We start from the raw sequence: 20,482 nt of genomic DNA, 5'->3' as shown, positions 1-20,482 counted from the left end.
AAATGTATCTTATCCGATATTTCTTAAGCTTGGTCTTATAAAAACAAAAGGAAAACTAAATATGGAGGAAAGAATATGAATCAAGAGCATCACATTCCATTTTCAAATATGAAATGTGATTATAAACATTGCTTTTTGTGTGGCGCACCACTAACAGAAGAAAATTCTTCGGATGAGCATGTGATACCCTCATGGTTGCAAAAAAAACATGACTTATGGAATCAACAATTAAGATTAATGAATCATACATATATATCATACAGGTACCTTAAGATTCCTTGCTGTAAACCATGCAACAATACTTTTTTAAGTGAAATTGAAAATGAAATTAAAAATGCGTCGGTTTCTTTTGAAGAGTTTAATAAGCTTGATAGAATAACCATTTTCAAATGGTTATTGAAAATATATTACGGATTGCTATTTAAAGACATGTCCTTAATTGCTGATAGGAAAAATCTAAATCGAGGGACAATAGTAAGTAAGGAATTACTAAAAAAATATAAGATGATCCACGAATTTTTGCAGTCTACACGTATTACTATGCACTTTCATAAGGAACCATTTTCCTTATTTATTTTCAAATTACATTTAAGCCCATATAATGATTCAAGATTTGATTTTCATTATACAGATGACCAACAACGAACTCAGTTAGCCATTCAAATTGGAGAAATTGGAATTATTCTTTGTATTGGGGAAGATGGGATAATTTCGGAGTTGATGAGTGAAGAAATTATTCCATTTCAGCAACACACCCTGCATCCAATTCAATTTTCAGAATTAATAGCTAAGGTATTTTATAATAGAGCTAGGTTAATAACTCCGCCATCTTATTTATTAGTAAATGGTAAAGGGACAAGCGAAATTATTTCTCACCTTAATTCATTTAGAGGTGAATATTTTACTGAATTTAAGTTAAAAGAATTTGCAATGTTCTTTTCACACCAATTACAAAAGTTTAGAATAAGTTTTGATGATATCTATTTTAAGGAATCTGACCTCGTTTCCAGTTACTTGTATAATCAAGAAAATGAACTTTATTTATTGGATAAATTTGGGATTACTCTAAAGGATAAAATTAATCAACATTAATACTATTATTCGTAAAAATCATATTATGCGAACGTTAGTTCTATTATGTATAATATATTTTACTGAGGTGTTTTTTTATGGCAATTTCCAAACAACATGAGAAATATGAGAAACAATTAGAAATCTTGCTCAAAGAAATGCCTACCTATGTGGTGGAATACGTGGATGCTAAGCAAGACAACCGCTCTCCCCTAACGCTATTTAATTACGTTAGAGATTTCCGTGATTTCTTTTATTGGTTAATAACTGAGGGAATTGCTAAGTGTGAACAAATTAAAGATATCCCAACAGATATACTAGCAACCCTTACACTAGATGAAGCCAGGAATTATTTTAAATTTTTGGCGAGGAAAAAGTATAAGGTATCACAAGCAGATGATGAAACGAAGCAAATTCATGCTAAGACGGTAAACCGACATAAGTCCTCCCTCCGCTCCTTGTTTAAATATCTAACTATCGAAGCGGAATTAGACAATAATGAACCCTATTTTCACAGGAACGTGATGCAAAAAATTGAAGTAACTAAAGTCAAAGAAACCTTTAATGAGAGAGCCAAACAATTGACCGATAAGATTTTTATTGGGGATAAGGATCTAGAGTTCTTAGATTATATAAAAGGTTTTGAATATGAGAGCTCCCTCTCCCCAACTCAACTTAAATATTTTAATCGTGATCGGGAACGAAATATTAGTATCGTCTCCCTCTTTTTAGGGACCGGAATCCGGGTAAATGAACTATCGAACCTAAGGATTAAAGATATTGATTTTACTTCAAAAGAGATTAGTGTAATACGAAAAGGAAATAAAAAAGATACTGTTTCAGTCACCCCTTCTAGTATGGATGATCTTCAAGCTTATCTTTCCGTTAGAAACGAAAGATATAAAGCTGGTACCGGGGAAAACGAATTTGTGTATGTCAAATTATACAATAATGAACCTAGGCCACTTACCAATCGAGCAATTGAAGATATTGTTTACAAATATACTAAAGCGTTTGACAAAAGGATGTCCCCTCATAAACTAAGACATACTTATGCAACGAATCTTGCAGAACAAACTAATGGTGATATTCCATTGATTATGTCACAACTTGGTCATAGTTCTTCCGATATTTCATTGTTATACATTAATACAACGAGAGAAAAAGCTAGATTGGCTTCAGAGGCATTGGATAAACGTAGAGAAAAATGAATTTCTTAAAAAGACGTGGAGGACATTTGTATGTACACAGTTATGTGTGTCCGTGATTTTAATTCATTTAAACAAAGATCATTTTATGATGCCACCAGGAAACTAATTTTGTTTTCCTAATAAAAGAAGGTACAAATGGGGAATTTCAAAGAATACATATCAATGGTTATTCCGCCTATTTTAACTATGTAAACGATGTATTTTAGTACCGAGCGAAGTAAAAGTTAAAAGGTTTTTAAAAACTGATATAATGGAAATACGGGAAACAATGTATTCAGCAGAAGCCATAGTAGTTCCAAAAGAATGAAAGGCTGAACAAATACAACGAAATCAATCTTGAAGAATTACTTGCTTGAGTAGCTTTTACAAAATTACATAGTGTTAAGAAACGGGCAAGTATTCCTCCTCTACCCTTCTTGGCGATGTTCATGAATTTTATTAGTTTTTTCAATGGCTGAACAAGTTTATTTAGCCTTTACAATAGCGTTGTTATGTATTCAATTTGAATCAGCAATAACAAATCAACGGTTAAATAAAAAAAGTCTGGTAACAGGCTTATAATTTACTTTTAACTGTCATATATTCAACATTTTTTATTGGAATAACATAATCGTATCCTTGGCGACCTTTTAGTGAAAACATGGATATTTCGGGATGATAACCAGTAAAGTACCCTTCAATTCTTTCAATTTCATTACCTACTTTGTGGGCTACTTCAATCGTTAAATTGTTTCGATCACAAAAATCAAAAAAATTGTATTCTTCATCAGTTCTAATAATATGATCATCTTCATCTCTATATTTAGACAAGCTACCACCTCATCAGCTTTATTATCAATAAAACCTATGAATAGATTGGACGAGTTATGCTTGAAAAAATAAAATTTAATTTATTGGTTTATGAACGTTCTTCCAGGGAAAACCTAGGTAGAACCTATGGAAATCCCCTTTTCCGTATGATACAATATCTCTAATAAGAGAGGAGTGGTTTTCTAATGATTAAAAATCGTGAGAAGATCGCAGATCAAGCTGAATTCGAAACAGAAAATAATGGTGTTAAAGTAGGAAAAGCTTACGAGTTTCTTTTTGAAGGGGAAAATAAAGATTATGACGAAGAGTACGCCGATTACATCTGATGAGGTTCTCCAACAAGGACATCTATGGGTGGCGCCAATATGGTCCCATACAGACAATAAATTTGTTCCACGTCCCGTTCTTATTGTTGGTAATGATAGAGCTAACGATAAGGTTGGTTTAATTATCAACTTTGTAACGAAACAAGGTGCCCGTGATGACTTCGATGTTAAACTTAAATATTGGTCTGAATCAGGTTTAAAAGTCCCCTCTTGGGTAAGAACGTCTAAACCTCTTACAATTCTAAAAAACGATTTAAAACAAGATATTGTTGAGAGAGATGGCGTTGAAAAACCTAGGGGATACATAGGGGAACTTCATCCAGAAGATCTCGCCAATGTTTTGGAAATGTGTAGACATATATTTTAAAGGGGACCGAGTAGGTTCTTTTTTACTTTACATATGAAATTTATTAATTAAAGGGGTGCAAATAATAAAATGCACTCCTTTTTTCTGCAATTATGATTTGGACTAAGGTGTACAAAAGTGCGGTTTTGTAGTGGATTTATAGACTTATTAAGAACTATGAAAGGAAGAAAATATTTTGAAATATAAAGACGCAAAATCTCTATTTGATCAAGATCAAAAAAGATTTCAACAGATGTTAAGACCGTTGGATTCTGCTTTATCAGTTTATCAGAGAAATTTCATATCTGTGAGGGACAATATTAGTAAGCATGAAACAATGTTGAAGTCTACTGTCTCATCTTCCGAACTACTTAGAAATCAATTGCTCGAGACAATTAATCAGACTCAAAATATTCTTAACAATAGCTTGATTCCTGCTATGAAATCAGTGTCGGTAAGTCGAATTGACCTAAATGAAGCAATTAGTCCAATTTTAAAATCTGTTGCTCAAAATCAACGTACTCTCGCTTACTCAATTGATCCATTTATAGCAAAACAAAACAAGTTGTTTAAAAATATAACCAGACAGTTATCAAACATTGCAGTGCCTCTACCTCAAAATAGAGCAGCGGCGGTAATTATAGATTCTTCTCGGATAAACGAATTAATGACTTCCTTTAGAACTACTTTGAGTCAAGCTGCTTTAAATATCGATTTTACTGGATTAGATGAACTTGACATAACTATAAATTCAGAAGAGGCTAATCAGGCGATAAATATAGCTGAAGCAGATTTACCAGGGTCTATCTTAGTAACTAGTCCTAAGAAAAAGTTAATTGATATGACTGAAGAAGATTTAATCAACTTGCTGAAAAGATGTATTAATCCTAAAACACAAGCATTTTCATTGCTAGGATTTATATACGCATTATATTCAGACTATGTTAATGAGGCAGCACGGATCCTTATAGAAATCATGTTGGTTGTTTGCTGTTCGTTATTAACTGGCCATTATGATGCAGAAGTAAAAGCTGCTATTAAGGAACGTGTTATGGAAACAACAACAGTGAAAGATTTAAGAAAGGTTATTACTAAATATGTAAAATTCAATCCTTATGGACAATTAGCTTTTGTTAGAAAAGACTCCTACCTTCGTAAAGGTTCTTCAAAGAATGCTCCTTTGGTTACGAAAACAAAAATAACATCTAAAACCCCTTTAACAATATTGGACAGGCGTAGTAATTGGTTAAAAGTTGAGATAGACGATGGGGACTACCATGGTGAAATAGGGTGGGTACAAGAATCAGCGGTGGTTAAGTATAAAAGAGTGAAATGAACATAAAGAGAACTAAGCCGTATTAAGGGAATGACAAATGAAAAAACTAAAACCTATCTTTATGGATAGGCTTTTTTTATGAAAATCATTAATTTGCTATTGGAAAATTCATTAAATAGTACATTATTTAATGATAACCTTCTGTTTTCTGAGTTTTTTTGTCTGTTTTTATTAATTCTCTAACTATAATTATCATTTTAGTCTAATGGTGAATATTGATTCTGGATCCAATTTGAAGGTGGTATAAAGGTGGTTTTTTATGCAAAAAAAATTGGGCATATCAGCTCCCGTTGAGTATCAGCCCCACCTACGCTGAATACCTTGATGGCCACCTTTGCCATCCAACCCAGATTGATGAAGAAATGCCGATTTTCCTCAAAGGAATCATCGGCTTTTCATTATTGGATAGGAGAACGCAGCGAATATAGTTTAAAGGTTATAGATTTATAGAAACCATAGGGATTCATTTCCTTACAAACTACTAACTCTAAGCGTGTACAGATATTCGACTACCATTATTTTTTTGTAGTATTAATAACTTCAGCCAATTGAATAATGACTTCTCCTAATTTTTCAAGTTTCTTTTCAAATCGGAGAAATAGATAAATTGTAATTGCTATTGGAAATCCGAAGTTTCCTAACAAAGCCACCCAAAGGGGAATTTCTGCAGGAGTCATTGTCTCACCTCTTCTTTAATAATTTTATTTAAAAAGAAAATTAGAAATTTATTTTTATAACACACAAACCAAATTCATGATAAGTATAATGCTCCACATCCTTCGATTTCTTTATGTCCCAAATTCATAGGTTTTGTACTTTTGCATAACAGGGAAAATATCTCGCTTTCATTTAAAGTTTTCCCTTTTCTTCTTTCTTGATCTATTAATAATGCGATTGCACCAGACACATGTGGTGTAGCCATTGAAGTGCCGGATAAAGCAATTAGACTCCCATTTAAATAAGATGACATTATCTCAACACCGGGAGCGTAAATATCAATTTGTTCATTTGTATTGGAAAAGGCAGTAATTTTATTATTTTTATCAATAGCGCCTACTTCAATCACTTCTTGATATGCACCGGGGTACAAATATTCTCTGCTAAAAATATTGCCATCTCCATAATTTCCTGCTGCGGTTACTATAGGTATTTGAGCCTTAACAGCTCTTTTTACAGCTTCATGCAGATCGGAATTGTCAATTCTAACTCCTAATGATATATTAATCACACACACTTTTTCCTGATTTGGACCACGCCAATCAATAGAATAATGTATGGCTTCAATCAAGGATTTAACATCCCCTGCACCGTCTTCATTCAATACTTTTAAAGCAAGTATTCTAGCATCAGGTGCTATTCCTATTACTTCATTATCGGTACTAAACTTTCCGGCGATAATGCCAGCAACATGAGTTCCATGGCCGTTGTTATCTTTATAGATAGATATGTCTCCTTTATAGTCATTGGTAAAATTAAATCCATCAATAACCTGTCCTTTAAGATTCGGGTGTAAATCGTCTACTCCTGTATCAATCACTGAGATAATTACATTCTTACCGGTTATATTTTGTTTCCATTTATTATTAGCTCCCACCTGATTAATATTGGATAAATATAAATCTTTAAAATCCATCGTTTTTAATGGATATAGATGTATTCTATTGCTCACTTTAACCACCTCCTTTTTTAAAAATAAAGGGTGGTTAATAAAAAAAATTACAACCTTTTAAAAGTATATATACTGCTTGTAAACATTTTTCATTAGACTTTCAAATCATATATAGATATTTAGTCTTATTTATTATTTTAAATATAAAACCCTGCCATTATATGTTAATATTAGGTAAATAGTTGACAAAATGAGGTGAGCAGTATGTTACTTTTACCTATTCCATTAGTTTATTTTATTATTCTTGGTATATCCATAAAGAATGGAACATCTAAAACGCAATTACCTTCCTTAATTATTTTTGCACTAGGATTAATTATTACCTTATTTTCTAGGGGAAAAGGCTTTGAGTTGGCACCGATTACAACAACAGGTATAGCAATGATGCTAATTGCTATAATAGTTAGTTTTGTTACACTATTTGTAAAAAGACAAAGAGCACAATAGTACGAAAAAGGAGCAACTCAACAATAAAATCCCGTTGAATTGCTCCTTTTTTCAGTTTTTAAGGCAAGACCTATATATCACTTTATAGAGCTTAGAACAACCCCTTTGTATTCTAACAGAAGTAAAGTTGAATCATAGTGGAAGCAACACCAAATGGGTCTACCCGGATCGCACATGAGCATAGCGAATCATCACATGATGCATGTGTCCTTCCTTCGTAGTAGCAACAGTCATGAATTCGGCAGCAATTGTCTAAATCCGGATTATTAGGATTGTAAACATAAGGTCCATTACATCCATTTCCATCAATGTAACAACCCTTTCCGCACCATAAATATCCTCCCGTGACACACCCATCCCAGAACCCTTGAGCCGATGCCTCTTTAAATAAATCCCCCGGTTGATATGACTCATTTGGAACGAGGTCATCAAATTTGTCTAGACTTTTCTTCCAAAATTCCCGCATCTCTTGTTTTGTTAATGGTACCGTTTCATTCTTTTGTACCATCACATCAAGCTCAGGATGAATTATAATACGATTTAACTCAGTTCCTTGTTCTTGAATAGTGACACCGAATACTTTAGTACGTGCATCTGTACTATCATTAGTGGTAGCCTCCGTGTATTTGATGAATGCATCATCCATTACTTTAAATACCGCAGTTTGCACCGAATAAAAAATATTATCATTAACTGAGTCAAATTTTAATGGTTTTAACACATCAATAAGGGAAATTTTTGAGCCGTGAATGTTCTCCAATTCAGAAAGAATAGTTTTAAAGTCAGAATTGTTTAAGGCTCTTTCTTTTAACGATTGTATTTCCTTTTTTGTAAGGAAATCCCCTTTGACATTTTTTTGTTTTTCCATTTTTTTATCTCCTTTATTAATTATTTGTTGATGGCCATCTATTATTTAAAGAGATAAAAAAGGGAAGAAATACAACCCTTTTATAAAAATTATGAGTTATTTCCTATTTCCATATCGTCATTACCAGCTTTGAACAGAGGAGGGTTGCAATTAAATTTATCAGATTTGGAGAAACAGTCTCGATAAAAGACACTTTTTCTGTAAAATTAAATAGAATAACATGATGCCAATTTGGTAATGTACCAATTGTAATAAAATCTATTAAACAGTATAAACTTATAGCTAAAACAGATATGTCTGTATTTTTTAAAAGCATCGTAATGAACAATCCTAAAGATGAAAAGAAACAACATTGAAAAAGCAAGAACGAAAAAAATGGGAGAAATGGTAGACTATACTGAAACCAAAGGGTGATACAAATAATAAGTAACAGCGCTGCATAAATTATCATGAAAAAAGAATAAAATTTTTTATGCGCATATCTGTAATTCACTAATAGAAAATCGTTTTGTTCCCGAAAAAAAATATCCCTATAAATATTACTAAACCACCATGCTGCTATTGACCCCATTGATACCTGTATTAACACGAGTAATTTTTGTAAATCCTCTTCCCGGTAAAACCCACTAAATATAATAAAAATTATTATCAAAACTACTAATAGCGGCACATAAAATGAGAATCCTATTGATTTTATTTTTAAGTAGTAAATATTCATTTTGAAGCCTTCTCTCTGTTTAGAAGAAACTGATAGCTTTCATGAAATCCTTGCTTGCATTGTGATTGAGATAATTTTAGAAAATTATCTAATGTATCGTTGAATAAAACATTTCCTTTGACCAACATAGTCACTTCTTTACATATTTGAGTTATGTCCTCAACTTCATGGGAAGCTATAATTATATTCACATCTTTACTTACCATTCTTAAAAAGTTCCGTATACTGATCCTTTCCTCTTGGTCCAGACCAGTTGTTGGTTCATCAATAATCAGATAGTGTGGATTATTTAAAAGAGCTTGAACTATGCCAATTCTTTTTATTACACCTTCCGATAAATCGCTCAATCGATTGTCTTTATATTCAATCAAACCTGACATTGTTAATAACCTGTTGATATTATTATGATGATCATTTCTGGAATTCCTTAATTTAGAAATGAAATACAAAGATTCTAGAACAGTCAATTTGGGATATAAATTAAACTGGTTAGGAACAAAACTAATTATATTACGCATTTTCTGTTTATCTGTAATTTCTTTTTCAAAGACTATTTTGCCAGTATCTGAGTTTAATAAAGTGGAAATAATTTTTAATAAAGTAGATTTACCTGCGCCATGAGGACCAATAAATCCATGTATACCGTCATTTATTCTAATATTTATATCATTTAATACTTGTTTTCTATTTATTTTTTTATTAAGTTTAATAATTTGTATCACTATTTATTCTTCCTTTCATCTCCAAAATGTAATAAAAAATCACCATATGTCCTTTTTCCCTCGTTTAGCCCTAATTTTTTATTTAACTGAATACCAGCTTCTGCAGTTGTATCCATTATTCTTAAAATTCTATTTTGCGTTACATTCATTAATTTCCTTTTTTCAATTGCAAAGGGGAGTTGATAAGCTATTAATGGAATAGGTTCTTTTAGCATTGAAACCTTGCTTGGCTCCAATTGCACAATGAGATGATTATTTGTTAAAGACATATAATCGATTAAATTACTATTAGAACGGTCTAATAAAGGCATCATGTAAATTTTTTTGGGTAATTCATAATTTGTGTTATTGCTTTGATTATAATCTTTTAATACTTGTTGCAATGTTAATAGATACTTATCTAAAAATGCTTCCTCCAATAGCCATGTATAGGGATATATAAAAGAGTATCCTTTATAAAATTTTGTTTTTAAGTTGCCAGCAAAAATACTTAGACCATCGGAATAACCTTCATAAGCTCCTTCACTTTTTTTGTTAATATTGGTAAAAATAGGTTTTTTACTTTTGTGAATTTTTAATGTGTACTTTCTTTGTATTTGATCTAAATTTGGTTTTTGCATAGGTTGATCCATTATTCTCAGACGAGTTGGAAGGATAGAATTAGAAGGCAACCATCCATAATTAGTAGGAAGGAATAATCCTGTAGATTTTTGATTTTCTATATAACTAACTTCTATTGAAAAACTATCAAGCCTTTCTGGAAGCTGAACTATTATAAAGTCCCCAACAGTGTTAAAATGCAGTTTTTTGTTATTTAAAGTAATATTAAGAACAGAAAATCCTTGATACAAACTAAATATTATTTTTTTACTTCTTAGTTGTGTTATTTTCATATTTACTTTATAAGAAGGTCTTTTCTCCATATAAATGTCAATGTTATATGAATTAATTTGATACTTGAAGCTTTCCTTCTCAATGTCTACTAATGGTTGATAATAACTGTCTGCCGATTTCTCATTTTTAAAAACATAAGGATTTAGGGAGTTTAGTAATAAAACACTGATAATTGATAAAAATAATAAATTCCTATTTCCATTGCCTACTTGATTCCTTAATGCCACTATCACAAAAATGATTATCAAAAATATAGTGAAAATGAGCTTTTTTAACCAGAATATTTCTTCTCCAAAATATGTGTTATATGGCATATCCGGTTCTATTATGGAAACATTTATATTGTTAAAGTAGGAAAGTAACTCATCTGAATAACGTATATTCATAGCACTGAACAATGGGATAAGTACATTATTAATTGGAGTTAGCAGCAGACAGATTATTATAAGCATTAAAAAACCAAATTTTTTAAAATTTAATAAGCCTATAGTTAAACCTAAGATGCTAGATATAAGAAATGGAAAACACCAATTATTTAACAAATATAGAAGAAGTGTATCGATATATAAATTTATATTTGCATGAGATATAACATAATAGATCAGAATGTATAATAAATTTATAGATACGAACAAGAGGTTAATTAAATTTACAATAATTAGATTGACTACATTCCTTAGCAAGTATGGAACATATATTGAAGAGAAATAAACATTGTATCCTTTATCTTGCAAAGAATTTCTATACCCGAGAATGGTAAAGTTGAGCATACCTAAAGTAACTATATAACTTGAATATTTAATTGTACTACCCGGATCACCTTCCAGATATAGATAGTAAGTAATACAATAAATAGAATAGGCTAAAATAAGAATTTGAATCACCCAAAAATACCATACTCTTTTCAGTAGATTCAGCTTTAAACACATTAACGCCAACACTGATCTGATCATTTACATTCCTCCTGAAAGTGAATATATATTCAAAAAAAGGAACCATCAAAGACGATTCCTTTTTTTGATATTCTAATTAATAATGATAATCTGAAATTTTCACATAACCATTCGTAATTAGGTAGTCTCCGGTAGCAACTGCACGATACTGACCGGATTCTAATGGTACAGCTCCTCCAACTGAGTATCCCGGTCTAACTGTTTGAGAATAAACAATATCGTCAATTAATAATGCTCTGGAATGTTTTACTTTTGCATACATGGTGTCTTTGTCATCACCATTATATGCATTCATTGTTGCTTCCCCATCATAGACGGATATCCAGCCACCTTCATTGTAATTGTTAATAGTTAGTGTAGCTTGTGAAGTAACCGTTCCTGCTTTTGCTCCAATAGCTACCATCAACAAAGACATTGCAATTCCAAATAAAACCATATACTTTTTATTTAATACTTTAAGGTTGATTGCCATTTGTATTCACCTCCTTTCATTTAAAGATAATAAAATACTCCTAATTTAATTTGACAACTGCTTCAATAATTTTTTGAAGGCAGTACCCAGATTTGAACTGGGGTTCAAGGTTTTGCAGACCTTTGCCTTACCACTTGGCTATACTGCCACTGGAAAGTTAGTAACGGCTAGTCCTAACTTTTAATTAATTAACAACGCTTCCAGCTTTCTTTGATTAAAACCACTAACAATCGTGTCTTTGCCGTTACTTTTAATAACAATTAGAGGAACACCTACTCCATTCAAATCATTGAATTCTTGCTCATGTTCTAAACTATTAATGATGTTACGTTCTTCGTATTGAATTTGATTTGTTTCCATCCACTTTTTTAGATTTATACAAAAAATACAATTAGACATGGTATAAACTATGATTTTTTTCTCCAAGTTTTCATCTCCTTTCTTATACTTTTTAAAGAATAATAACTTTCAAATTTAACAACCCTAACGTTAAGAAATTTTATTTTGCACCATTTCTTGAAACTCCCAAAAGCCAACCACTTTGTCCAAATCGTACATTTTAATCAAACTCACCAACTTAATCTGAAGTTCTTGTTCCAGGTCATCTCTATTTTGTAAACCAGTTTGGAGCAGAGTCTTTTTTATTTTAGGTTGGAATATCTTTAACACCTTTTCAATTGCCTCATTATCTTCTTTTGATTTAATTGCTAATTGATATAAAGTTTTTTCCATGTAAATCGCCCCTTATCTATTTTGAATTACATAGTTGATTTCCCTGAATTTCCTTCAATATACTTCCGGACTTTCTTCAACGCTTTACTACGTGACTTAGAAACGGCTTGTTGTGATTTGTTTAAAAGAATACTAACTTCTGAATCTGTAAATCCTTTTACATACACAAGGTACAAAATTTTCCTTTGATTGGATGTTATGTCCTGTAACGCCTTATAAAGGTTGGAATCGATTATATAATCTAAAAGATTATCTGATTCTATTTCGAAATCTTCGCGATGCTCGGCTAAGTCCTTATAGGATATCTCCGAATTATCTCCTATAGGTTGATCTAACGTTATTGGAAAACGATAATTTGTTTCTCGAATCTTTTTATCTAAATTAATCCCATGAAAGTAAAGTGTTGAAGATACATATGCAGTAAAACGAATATGAAAATAAAAAGCCCGAAATGTCTGGTCTAACAGTTCTTGGTTTTGCAAAGTCGGATAACAAATGGACTTTTTTAATAATTGATAATTCTCTTCCTTTGATAAAAAAGCTTTAATTACTGGATTATTTAAAAATTCTTCATTTTCCTTGATAAATCCGAAGAATTTATCGCAACAATCTTCTTTATTTTCCATTTTTAAAACCAGCTTTCTGGAACGTATGTTCGAATTTTAGTATAAAAAAATTTTACACTATTATCATGATTAATTCATAGAATAAAAGTAGATTCTTTTTCCTTTTTTTGAATTAATTCACAAAATGCTCTAATTTCATTAGATGTTTTGGTTGCAGACTTTACTAATTCTGCTAAGAATTCTTTTTCCTCATTAGTAACAGCATCATTTAAACAATTTGTATAGAAAGCTTGTGTCCGCCTAGCTTCACAAAAACACTGTAATAACTTCATAGACATCAATTAGATCACCTCGTATATAACTTTTACACCTATTAAATAAAGAAAGGTTTAGTGAATAAATAACAACCCTTTCCAAAAGGTTTACAGTTTTTCTCCAAAAATTTAATATAAACATATTCCGATCTTTACATTTATTTAAAATATTCCCTGAAACGAACGTTTTAGGGATTTTTTTTGCACGCTTATATTTACATAGTTTTGAACTGTTTACCGTTCCCTAAACTATTCCCTTTAACTTTTTCCCTAAAATTGACGGTACATCCGTATTAGTGTAGATTGCCTTGACTGAGTGCCACTTGTGCCAAAATTGAGAGCCACTAAGGAATACCTAATAGCCACCAATAAAAAGTGTTCTGGATGCAGCCAGTGGTATCTGATTGTCACTTTACATGGAGCCTCTACGAGCATGGATTCCCAGCCAAAAAGCCAGCATTCATAGGGCTGGCTAAGCCTACAAGGCTATCATGCCCGCCTCTCCATATAAAGTGCACGTCTCGTCCGTTTTACTTTTTAGTGTGGCTCCCTCGATGGCAGGCGTGGCTCTAAAGTCTGTCCGAAGTGGCTCTAAAAAATGGCAGAGGTGGCACTTTTACATGGCTGTAAACAGTATTAGGGAATAATTAATTCAGGAGGGGAATAGAATGGGGAAAATTTTTGGATATGCCCGAGTTTCTACTCAAGATCAAAATTTAGAATTACAAATGGATGCCTTACAAAAAGCTGGTGCAGCTGTTATCTACTAGGAAAAAATGACGGGCACAAAAAAAGAGCGTTTAGAATTAGAGCAACTCTTAAAAGCAATAAGTGAAGGAGATACAGTGGTTGTCTATAAACTAGATCGTATCTCAAGATCTACCAAGCACTTAATTGAATTAGCAGAAACCTTTGAGGAAAGAAAAGTGAATTTTGTTTCTATAAGTGACAACATTGATACGTCAACTGCAATGGGTCGTTTTTTCTTCCGTACCATGGCAAGTATTGCTGAGTTAGAACGGGATATCATCAGTGAACGCACTAAAGCAGGATTACAATCTGCAAGAATTAGAGGTAGAAATGGCGGAAGACCAATTAAGGATCCAAAATTAGTAGAACGAGCATTAAAACTACATGCTTCTAAGGAGTACAGTATAAAAGAGATTTCAGATATGACTGGTGTTAGTAAATCTGTGTTGTTCTAAGTGAAAAAGGGATACTACGAGAGCAAATGATAAAACATATTTCACCATTAGGATGGGAACACATTAATTTCTTAGGAGAGTATACTTTTGACATAAAAAAAATGACAGGACTCAACTCTTTAAGACCATTAGATCGATAAACTCCTGAGCCGGTACCCTTACAGTAAAGGATATCGGCTTTTTATATTGTAAAAAATGTCTTAACGTGGGTTTTATGTCAAAATATTGGCGGTACCCCGACATAGAAAATTTCTAAGTCGCCTTGCTATTGGATTTCTTTGTCTGCCTGGACAATGGCTAGAAAATGCCCTATTTTTGTACTATTCTTTTTCATATTTATTTCTGAACTAAAGTAAACGTATGGAGCAAACGCTGTGGAGCGGTCAATATGTCCTTCTCGGTGCAATCTTAGTAGGATATTATTAGCGGCGTATTTTGGGCTTTTAAGCCTTTAAAAGGCAAGTCGGCTATAATCCCTACTCATGTACCTAAAGCGGTTTAAATCGTAAATTATGGCCTTATCTCTGGTTGTTAACATCACTTTAGCACCTCGTTAAAAACATCTTCTTCTTTCAATTCTCCATCTTCATCTATAGGCTCTGAATAGCCCATAAAAAGATTTTTCAGTTTGCTAGACTTGTAGCCTTCCAGAATATTTTTAGCCTAAAAAGCTTGATCCAACAAATTACTTGTTTGTTGGCCAAAAGCAGATCATTTCAGCGAAATCATTAGATAAAAAAAGATAAGCGGTTTTTAAATCCTGCTTACCTCAGACCATAACGAAATAATAATTTTAAAAAAAAGAGCATAGTTCTCTCTTTTTGAAATTCCTTTTACGTAATACCCTTTATTGTTGCTGTCTCTTGTTTCGTGATTTCTATTTGAAGGCTTGAAAATTGTTCTTTTTCTGTTTGCAAAAGTTTATTCACCCTGTTCTTTTCTTCCTTAAGTTTTTGAATTTCCTCCATTTGTTCCTTAACTTGACCTTCTACTTCGCGATCCATCTTTCCCTTGAGCGTTGTTTCAATTTCCTTTGATATTTGCTCAATATTGATTTCATCATTCTTTTTAAACAAAGCAAAAAGAGACGGTTTCTGCATTGTTTTCTTTAAAGAATTGATTAACAGTCGGGACTGCTTTTCTTCTAAATATCTCATATACGACTCGGATTTAATTCGGTTGATAGTAGTTTTAGCGTTTTCTATCATTCTTTCAATATCAGACAAATCTTTTTCATATTTAAGGATATTCAGCATAATTCCCTGGATGCCTAAATTATTTTCCAAAGTTATTAATCTTTCTTGGATTTCTTCCTGGTTATTCTCGTTCTGTTGATTCCATTCCTGTAATTCTCTACTATCAATCCTCTGAATTCGTTTTAAACTTCCTCCCATTGAAATAGCTGGCTTTATACCTAGCTCTGCCAATATATCGATAGTTGTCTTTGAGGCTTTCTCCATTAACAAAAAAATTAGGTGTAAGCGAAATACACTTTTATAATTTAAGCGATAGAACTTACCGAATTTTTCAGGTTCTATGTACTCAATTAAATCAGATCGAAAATGATTTCGTATAGTTGAATCAGAACGAACAATGATTCTCCCTGTTTCTACCGTACTATAAGAGATATCTTTATGCATAGAAAGAATACCTGGCGTAAACACACTTTCTTGTAATCCTTCCAACATTACAAGCCGATATACAGGATCTTTCGCAAATTCTTGCTTCAACAAAGTTTCCATATCCTGATTTTCCATTCTATCACCCCCTATTCTCGTTTTTGTCTAATAATAAAAATTTTACACTCAAAAAGCTTACAAATCAATCGATTTTGTTGATTTGCAGGGCGTTACATCCTCTTGGACGGTGCGCAGCGGTTGCGCTGTTTGGAATAAACGACGTGTAGCGATTGCGGTAGCTTACGATAATCGATGAATCAAATTCGAAAATGATTCGTCAAAACAAGATTGAATGATTCGGTTGTGAATTTGAATGAAATCAAACTAATTTTATCGATCAATGACGATTGCGCTGAGGATCGTTTGCGGATCGGTAACGCCCGATAAATCAATGTTTGTACAAATTTTTCAATTGAAGTAGTTGGCGAATGTATATGATTGATAAAAACCATAGTGCATGAGTAACGTTTTCGTAAGATCAATCAATCGCTTTCGTAAATGAATCATAAATACAAATAGGAAGTAAGTAATTTTTTAGTTTGAATGAAATTCATTTCATTTTACCATTCAATATCGATAGCGCTATGTGTCTTTTGAAGGGATAAAGCTCGAAAAATCAATACTTGATAAAATCAGTACATTAAAGGTGTTGGTGAAGGGGTAAGCTTGATAAAAACGAATGCGTTAAGCAGCGTTAATGTCCGCGGTCGATGATTGAAAATGATTTTACGCTAAGGGGGAAAATCAACCATTTATCACATTTTCCACAAAGCTCAGATTTAATACAACAAGTGTTGTATCATGGATTTAACAAAACATTCTTTGTATTAAATAGGATCGGTGATTTGATGGACATTTATAGTGTTGACGAAGTGTTTGAATTGTTAAAAACCTATAAAAATCACGACAATCAAAGAAAGCGTTCGTAGATGGTTACGTCAAGGTAAACTTATAGGAATAGTACCTTCTACTCGAAAAGAAGGCTGGAAAATCGCCAAGGAGGCGTTATATGATTTTCTTCAACAACGTCTGCCAGAAGGTTATACAGCAGATGTTGTAAAAGAATCTAGCTCAGCAATTGTTGAAAAAGAAGTAGAAAAATGTATTCGGTCTGAAATGTGGATAGAACTAGATATGGGAAGGGCATGTGGAGTTGAAGAAAACACGTATTCACAAGTGCGTCCAACATTGTCACTAATCGAAAGAGTTTGAAGCTTTGGTTTGGCAGCGATGTATAGCGAATAGTCGAGCATACAAGAAACCAAGTGTTTTCTACTTACTTGAGGCGTTTCGATTTGAAGGAAGACATCTTTTACTCGATAAAAACTTTGCAGTTCTAGAAGAGCAGATAATCTTTGCAATTATTGAGCATGTGAGGATCTCTCATTCATAATAACGTTTAAAGCAACAAATGTGTCATAAACATCGTACGAAAAGCGGTCGTTTCTGGTTAATTTAAAAGTACATTTTTCATTGCTATTTTTTGATCTGTTTTTCTATCACTCAAAGTAAAACAAAAAACAAATAACCGAAATCATACTCAGATAACCGTTTTTGGTATAGATTCATAGTCCAAACACACATTTTTTACAATATCTGTATTAACGTATAAAATCTGCGTTTGGACATCAGGACCCCTATAAGAACAGCTGTAGGTTTCAACGGAATCCTACAGCTGTTTCTATTTTAAAAATCAATATCCTCTAGCGCAGTAGCCTGAATTTTCTTAGGCTGGTTTTTAGCATCCCTGAAATCCTCATTTAGATCATCTAAAGTTAGTTTCTTTCTAATCGAAGCTGTATTGGTAGAAGAGAAAAATTCATCAAATTCATCAAGTCCAATGCTGGCAGCGGCTTGTTTTTTGGCTTCCTCTTGTTCTTTCTCAATCTGTTCCCATTGTTTTAACTCTTCTTTTAATTTCTGAATACGAGTGGAAGGGGTAGGATAGACTGCCAATCCATAAAGAGTAAGGCTGTCCAATTTTGAATTCTTTGCAATTGATAAATTTACTTTTGTATTTAATAAGTTGGACGTATAACTGTATATATCATCCGCAATCTTTGGAGAGATATTCTTATTAGACGGATAAAGGACCGCAACAGCACCTGCAAAAGCATTTTCTACTTCGTAATTGGCAAGCACTTCGTTGTTGTTAAATAAGTTGTCGATAACGGATTCAATGTTTTCATCGCTTTTTAGATCTTTATGTTTTGAGATTGAGAGCCAACCAGGGGTAGAGACTGTTGTCAAAAACTCCGTTTTATCAAATACGGACCTTCCTTCCATTATCGGCAAGGATGACACTTCAGCGATGGTGCTTGCTATTACCATGTTACTGTACGATTTCGCATCTATTTCGGTGCCACCATACGTTTTCAATGGATTATTCGCATAATAGTCTTTCATCTTTTCGTTATCAATGACAATTGCCGTACCCATTTTGTTTTCGCTCATTAATTGCTGGATAACACTAATTCCTGCCAGTGCATTTCTTCTAAATGCGGAGCCTTTTTCATCAGAAGACGGCAGGGAACAGATAACGCCCAACGGGATCTTTCCGCCTGGCAAAGCTCTGTTTTCTCTTACTTTTGAGAGATAGGTCAGTGCCACTTTTAAAGCTCCATTTCCAGTGCCTCCACCTAAACTAACACAGACCCATACAAATTCAGCTTCCTGAATCGTATCGTCAAGAGCCACTTTTACGTATAAATCTTTATTTTCTTTTGCTATCTGGAACCCTAATTGAGCATTCTTATCAGTTCCTTCAAGTTCTGGATAGTCTTTACTTGATGTCACAATTCTACGGTTTTCAGGAATTAAGTTTTTGTGTTCTTCCAAATCTGATTTAGAAGAGTTCAGCAAATAGGTTGAAAAACCGAAACGAGACAATTCAGCTGCAATTCTTCCGCCTCCTTGGCCTAATCCAACAATTGCTTGGGATGGGAAACGGCCTATTTCTGATTTTACTTCTTCTGATAGTAAGTGAGATGATAATAAAGCTTTTATGGCTCCAAGTTTTTCATTTTCACTAAATGGCTTAATCATATCAAAGCCCCTCTCGCTTGAGTTTTTCTTCTTTTAACAGTTGTCCCAATTGTCTTCCGCGAATCGTGACAAAATAGGGAGTGGCTGTCCCATCTTCTTTTTTCTCAATAAAACCCTGAGATTCTAAAACTAAGAAAGAAGCATCGTATCTTTTTCTCATTGAATGAAAATCGTCAATTCGGGCCTTAATCAACCCTCTATGAATCTTATTTTCATTCACGATCTTTCTAAACACTTCAATCGTAAAATCATCTAGTTTTTTTCTTAAAAAATGCAAGGTGTTCGCATCATATTCTAGTTGATCCAAGTCTTTATAACTATACTCAACAGGTTGATTCATTTTCCCACCACCTTATGGACCTAAAAGGCTGGTATTTATGTACCTTTAAGGTACATTATAGAAAACAAGCTAAATATATGCAATTAAAAACGTAGAATTAGAGAAAAAAACAAACCTTTAGGTACCGAGATTAGGGTACGCAATTGCGTTACTTAACGTTTAGTCTATTTAATAAGCCATGTAAAATTATAAGACAGATACTAACTATTTTTGTAATACGCCCATTATATACCGCCATAAAAGGCAGATTCATTACCTTTTTAAGTTAGAAAGATAATTAAGGGCCGCAATCAAGGTCCTTAATTGGCAGTTTTATCATTTGTTTTATTAGGGCATCGAACATATATAGTACATTTTGTATCCTTAACTTAAGATTTACATAAATATGTATTCTTTAAGAAAACCTTTTTTTATACAAACTGCTAAATAAGTGGGACTCTGTACAATCATATTTTCTTATATAGACAAATAGATTCCAGAAAACTACCTTTCAATCAAATAAAATCTTACACGTTTAAAGTGAAGGTGAGAGGAGGATACACCGCTGATGTACATTCAAGTGAGATTGAAGTCTTTCTAGTATTGTTTTAGAAAAGTAAAAGCCATTCAATTCCAAAACTTTTGTGTTTGAGTGCAAGTGATTTTAGTTAAGCTAACAATCAAGTTGATAATAAGATAGATCTAGATTCTTAGTGCAATGTCTGATTTATGTAGATTCAATAGCAGAAGCATATGCTCCCAGTTGAATGAAGAACCTC

General features: G+C 32.7%; 20 protein-coding genes, 1 tRNA gene and 1 pseudogene. 7 read left to right on the top strand and 15 right to left on the bottom strand.

Annotation, left to right across the window (positions count from 1 at the left end):
• The first annotated feature begins 75 nt into the window (after nucleotides 1-75).
• Nucleotides 76-1,092 (top strand): hypothetical protein, encoded by a 1,017-nt coding sequence (locus V7121_RS17935; RefSeq protein WP_098262494.1) that lies wholly within the window; start codon nucleotides 76-78, stop codon nucleotides 1,090-1,092.
• Nucleotides 1,093-1,169: 77 nt separating this feature from the next.
• Nucleotides 1,170-2,282 carry a tyrosine recombinase XerS gene (gene xerS, locus V7121_RS17930; protein ID WP_098262495.1) on the top strand — a complete coding sequence of 371 codons (1,113 nt, stop codon included), beginning with the start codon at nucleotides 1,170-1,172 and terminating at the stop codon, nucleotides 2,280-2,282.
• A gap of 555 nt (nucleotides 2,283-2,837) precedes the next feature.
• Here the strand turns inward: xerS and V7121_RS17925 are convergent.
• A complete protein-coding gene (locus tag V7121_RS17925; RefSeq protein WP_098262496.1) occupies nucleotides 2,838-3,092 on the bottom strand; it encodes a hypothetical protein in 255 nt (84 codons plus the stop codon).
• 185 nt (nucleotides 3,093-3,277) lie between these two features.
• Between V7121_RS17925 and V7121_RS17920 the strand changes: the two genes are divergently transcribed.
• The 3 genes from V7121_RS17920 (at nucleotide 3,278) to V7121_RS17910 (ending at nucleotide 5,100) form a co-directional block, all read left to right on the top strand.
• Complete coding sequence (locus tag V7121_RS17920) at nucleotides 3,278-3,418, top strand: hypothetical protein (RefSeq protein ID WP_176525573.1); 141 nt, start codon at nucleotides 3,278-3,280, stop codon at nucleotides 3,416-3,418.
• Nucleotides 3,390-3,785, top strand: coding sequence for a type II toxin-antitoxin system PemK/MazF family toxin (locus V7121_RS17915; RefSeq protein ID WP_098262497.1), 396 nt, complete (start codon nucleotides 3,390-3,392; stop codon nucleotides 3,783-3,785). Before V7121_RS17920 ends, V7121_RS17915 begins: the two co-directional genes overlap by 29 nt.
• A 175-nt stretch (nucleotides 3,786-3,960) precedes the next feature.
• The gene (locus V7121_RS17910; RefSeq protein WP_098262498.1) at nucleotides 3,961-5,100 is read left to right on the top strand and encodes an SH3 domain-containing protein; all 1,140 of its coding nucleotides are present in this window, start codon (nucleotides 3,961-3,963) and stop codon (nucleotides 5,098-5,100) included.
• 515 nt (nucleotides 5,101-5,615) lie between these two features.
• Here the strand turns inward: V7121_RS17910 and V7121_RS17905 are convergent.
• Entirely contained in the window at nucleotides 5,616-5,777 is a 162-nt protein-coding gene (locus tag V7121_RS17905; protein ID WP_098262499.1) for a YvrJ family protein, read from the bottom strand.
• A gap of 74 nt (nucleotides 5,778-5,851) precedes the next feature.
• Nucleotides 5,852-6,769: a S8 family peptidase gene (locus tag V7121_RS17900; RefSeq protein ID WP_098262500.1), complete on the bottom strand. Its 918-nt coding sequence runs from the start codon at nucleotides 6,767-6,769 to the stop codon at nucleotides 5,852-5,854.
• 204 nt (nucleotides 6,770-6,973) lie between these two features.
• On the opposite strand from V7121_RS17900, the gene V7121_RS17895 reads away from it, so the two are divergent.
• On the top strand, nucleotides 6,974-7,216 hold the full coding sequence (locus V7121_RS17895; protein WP_098262501.1) for a hypothetical protein: 243 nt from the start codon (nucleotides 6,974-6,976) through the stop codon (nucleotides 7,214-7,216).
• Nucleotides 7,217-7,328: 112 nt separating this feature from the next.
• On the opposite strand, the gene V7121_RS17890 is transcribed toward V7121_RS17895, so the two are convergent.
• From V7121_RS17890 to V7121_RS17850, 9 genes are all read right to left on the bottom strand, one after another.
• Nucleotides 7,329-8,084: a hypothetical protein gene (locus V7121_RS17890; protein ID WP_098262502.1), complete on the bottom strand. Its 756-nt coding sequence runs from the start codon at nucleotides 8,082-8,084 to the stop codon at nucleotides 7,329-7,331.
• 714 nt (nucleotides 8,085-8,798) lie between these two features.
• Nucleotides 8,799-9,524 (bottom strand): ATP-binding cassette domain-containing protein, encoded by a 726-nt coding sequence (locus tag V7121_RS17885; protein WP_176525574.1) that lies wholly within the window; start codon nucleotides 9,522-9,524, stop codon nucleotides 8,799-8,801.
• Complete coding sequence (locus tag V7121_RS17880) at nucleotides 9,524-11,371, bottom strand: hypothetical protein (RefSeq protein ID WP_335547315.1); 1,848 nt, start codon at nucleotides 11,369-11,371, stop codon at nucleotides 9,524-9,526. The genes V7121_RS17885 and V7121_RS17880 overlap by 1 nt, the downstream gene beginning before the upstream one ends.
• 76 nt (nucleotides 11,372-11,447) lie before the next feature.
• Nucleotides 11,448-11,843 (bottom strand): hypothetical protein, encoded by a 396-nt coding sequence (locus tag V7121_RS17875; RefSeq protein ID WP_098262506.1) that lies wholly within the window; start codon nucleotides 11,841-11,843, stop codon nucleotides 11,448-11,450.
• A gap of 77 nt (nucleotides 11,844-11,920) precedes the next feature.
• A tRNA-Cys gene (locus V7121_RS17870) sits at nucleotides 11,921-11,991 on the bottom strand.
• A gap of 32 nt (nucleotides 11,992-12,023) precedes the next feature.
• Nucleotides 12,024-12,269 (bottom strand): glutaredoxin family protein, encoded by a 246-nt coding sequence (locus V7121_RS17865; protein ID WP_098262507.1) that lies wholly within the window; start codon nucleotides 12,267-12,269, stop codon nucleotides 12,024-12,026.
• A 63-nt stretch (nucleotides 12,270-12,332) separates the two neighbouring features.
• Nucleotides 12,333-12,575: a helix-turn-helix domain-containing protein gene (locus V7121_RS17860; RefSeq protein WP_098262508.1), complete on the bottom strand. Its 243-nt coding sequence runs from the start codon at nucleotides 12,573-12,575 to the stop codon at nucleotides 12,333-12,335.
• Nucleotides 12,576-12,601: 26 nt separating this feature from the next.
• A complete protein-coding gene (locus V7121_RS17855; protein WP_335393573.1) occupies nucleotides 12,602-13,201 on the bottom strand; it encodes a sigma factor-like helix-turn-helix DNA-binding protein in 600 nt (199 codons plus the stop codon).
• Between the two features lie 74 nt (nucleotides 13,202-13,275).
• Complete coding sequence (locus tag V7121_RS17850) at nucleotides 13,276-13,479, bottom strand: hypothetical protein (protein WP_098262510.1); 204 nt, start codon at nucleotides 13,477-13,479, stop codon at nucleotides 13,276-13,278.
• 644 nt (nucleotides 13,480-14,123) lie between these two features.
• Here V7121_RS17850 and V7121_RS17845 point away from each other — a divergent pair.
• A pseudogene (locus V7121_RS17845) lies at nucleotides 14,124-14,660 on the top strand (recombinase family protein).
• A gap of 833 nt (nucleotides 14,661-15,493) precedes the next feature.
• Here the strand turns inward: V7121_RS17845 and V7121_RS17840 are convergent.
• The 3 genes from V7121_RS17840 to V7121_RS17830 all read right to left on the bottom strand — a co-directional run bounded on the left by V7121_RS17840 (nucleotide 15,494) and on the right by V7121_RS17830 (nucleotide 19,724).
• On the bottom strand, nucleotides 15,494-16,417 hold the full coding sequence (locus tag V7121_RS17840) for a hypothetical protein (RefSeq protein ID WP_098262511.1): 924 nt from the start codon (nucleotides 16,415-16,417) through the stop codon (nucleotides 15,494-15,496).
• Nucleotides 16,418-18,025: 1,608 nt separating this feature from the next.
• Nucleotides 18,026-19,384, bottom strand: a complete 1,359-nt coding sequence (locus tag V7121_RS17835; protein WP_098262512.1) for a cell division protein FtsZ — start codon at nucleotides 19,382-19,384, stop codon at nucleotides 18,026-18,028.
• Nucleotide 19,385: 1 nt separating this feature from the next.
• Nucleotides 19,386-19,724, bottom strand: a complete 339-nt coding sequence (locus V7121_RS17830) for a hypothetical protein (RefSeq protein WP_098262513.1) — start codon at nucleotides 19,722-19,724, stop codon at nucleotides 19,386-19,388.
• Nucleotides 19,725-20,482: the final 758 nt, after the last annotated feature.

It is taken from the genome of Neobacillus drentensis (assembly GCF_036962125.1).
Taxonomy (GTDB): domain Bacteria; phylum Bacillota; class Bacilli; order Bacillales; family Cytobacillaceae; genus Neobacillus; species Neobacillus drentensis_B.
The sequence above is the reverse complement of the archived record's forward strand: the minus strand, read 5'-3'. Positions and strand labels throughout refer to the sequence as shown.

Coding starts and splice junctions, on each gene's coding strand:
- V7121_RS17840 (WP_098262511.1), bottom strand. CDS start 16,417: ATGGAAAATCAGGATATGGAAACTTTGTTGAAGCAAGAATTTGCGAAA.
- V7121_RS17880 (WP_335547315.1), bottom strand. CDS start 11,371: ATGATCAGATCAGTGTTGGCGTTAATGTGTTTAAAGCTGAATCTACTG.
- V7121_RS17890 (WP_098262502.1), bottom strand. CDS start 8,084: ATGGAAAAACAAAAAAATGTCAAAGGGGATTTCCTTACAAAAAAGGAA.
- V7121_RS17875 (WP_098262506.1), bottom strand. CDS start 11,843: ATGGCAATCAACCTTAAAGTATTAAATAAAAAGTATATGGTTTTATTT.
- V7121_RS17855 (WP_335393573.1), bottom strand. CDS start 13,201: ATGGAAAATAAAGAAGATTGTTGCGATAAATTCTTCGGATTTATCAAG.
- V7121_RS17830 (WP_098262513.1), bottom strand. CDS start 19,724: ATGAATCAACCTGTTGAGTATAGTTATAAAGACTTGGATCAACTAGAA.
- V7121_RS17850 (WP_098262510.1), bottom strand. CDS start 13,479: ATGTCTATGAAGTTATTACAGTGTTTTTGTGAAGCTAGGCGGACACAA.
- V7121_RS17920 (WP_176525573.1), top strand. CDS start 3,278: ATGATTAAAAATCGTGAGAAGATCGCAGATCAAGCTGAATTCGAAACA.
- V7121_RS17915 (WP_098262497.1), top strand. CDS start 3,390: ATGACGAAGAGTACGCCGATTACATCTGATGAGGTTCTCCAACAAGGA.
- V7121_RS17935 (WP_098262494.1), top strand. CDS start 76: ATGAATCAAGAGCATCACATTCCATTTTCAAATATGAAATGTGATTAT.
- V7121_RS17860 (WP_098262508.1), bottom strand. CDS start 12,575: ATGGAAAAAACTTTATATCAATTAGCAATTAAATCAAAAGAAGATAAT.
- xerS (WP_098262495.1), top strand. CDS start 1,170: ATGGCAATTTCCAAACAACATGAGAAATATGAGAAACAATTAGAAATC.
- V7121_RS17835 (WP_098262512.1), bottom strand. CDS start 19,384: ATGATTAAGCCATTTAGTGAAAATGAAAAACTTGGAGCCATAAAAGCT.
- V7121_RS17895 (WP_098262501.1), top strand. CDS start 6,974: ATGTTACTTTTACCTATTCCATTAGTTTATTTTATTATTCTTGGTATA.
- V7121_RS17905 (WP_098262499.1), bottom strand. CDS start 5,777: ATGACTCCTGCAGAAATTCCCCTTTGGGTGGCTTTGTTAGGAAACTTC.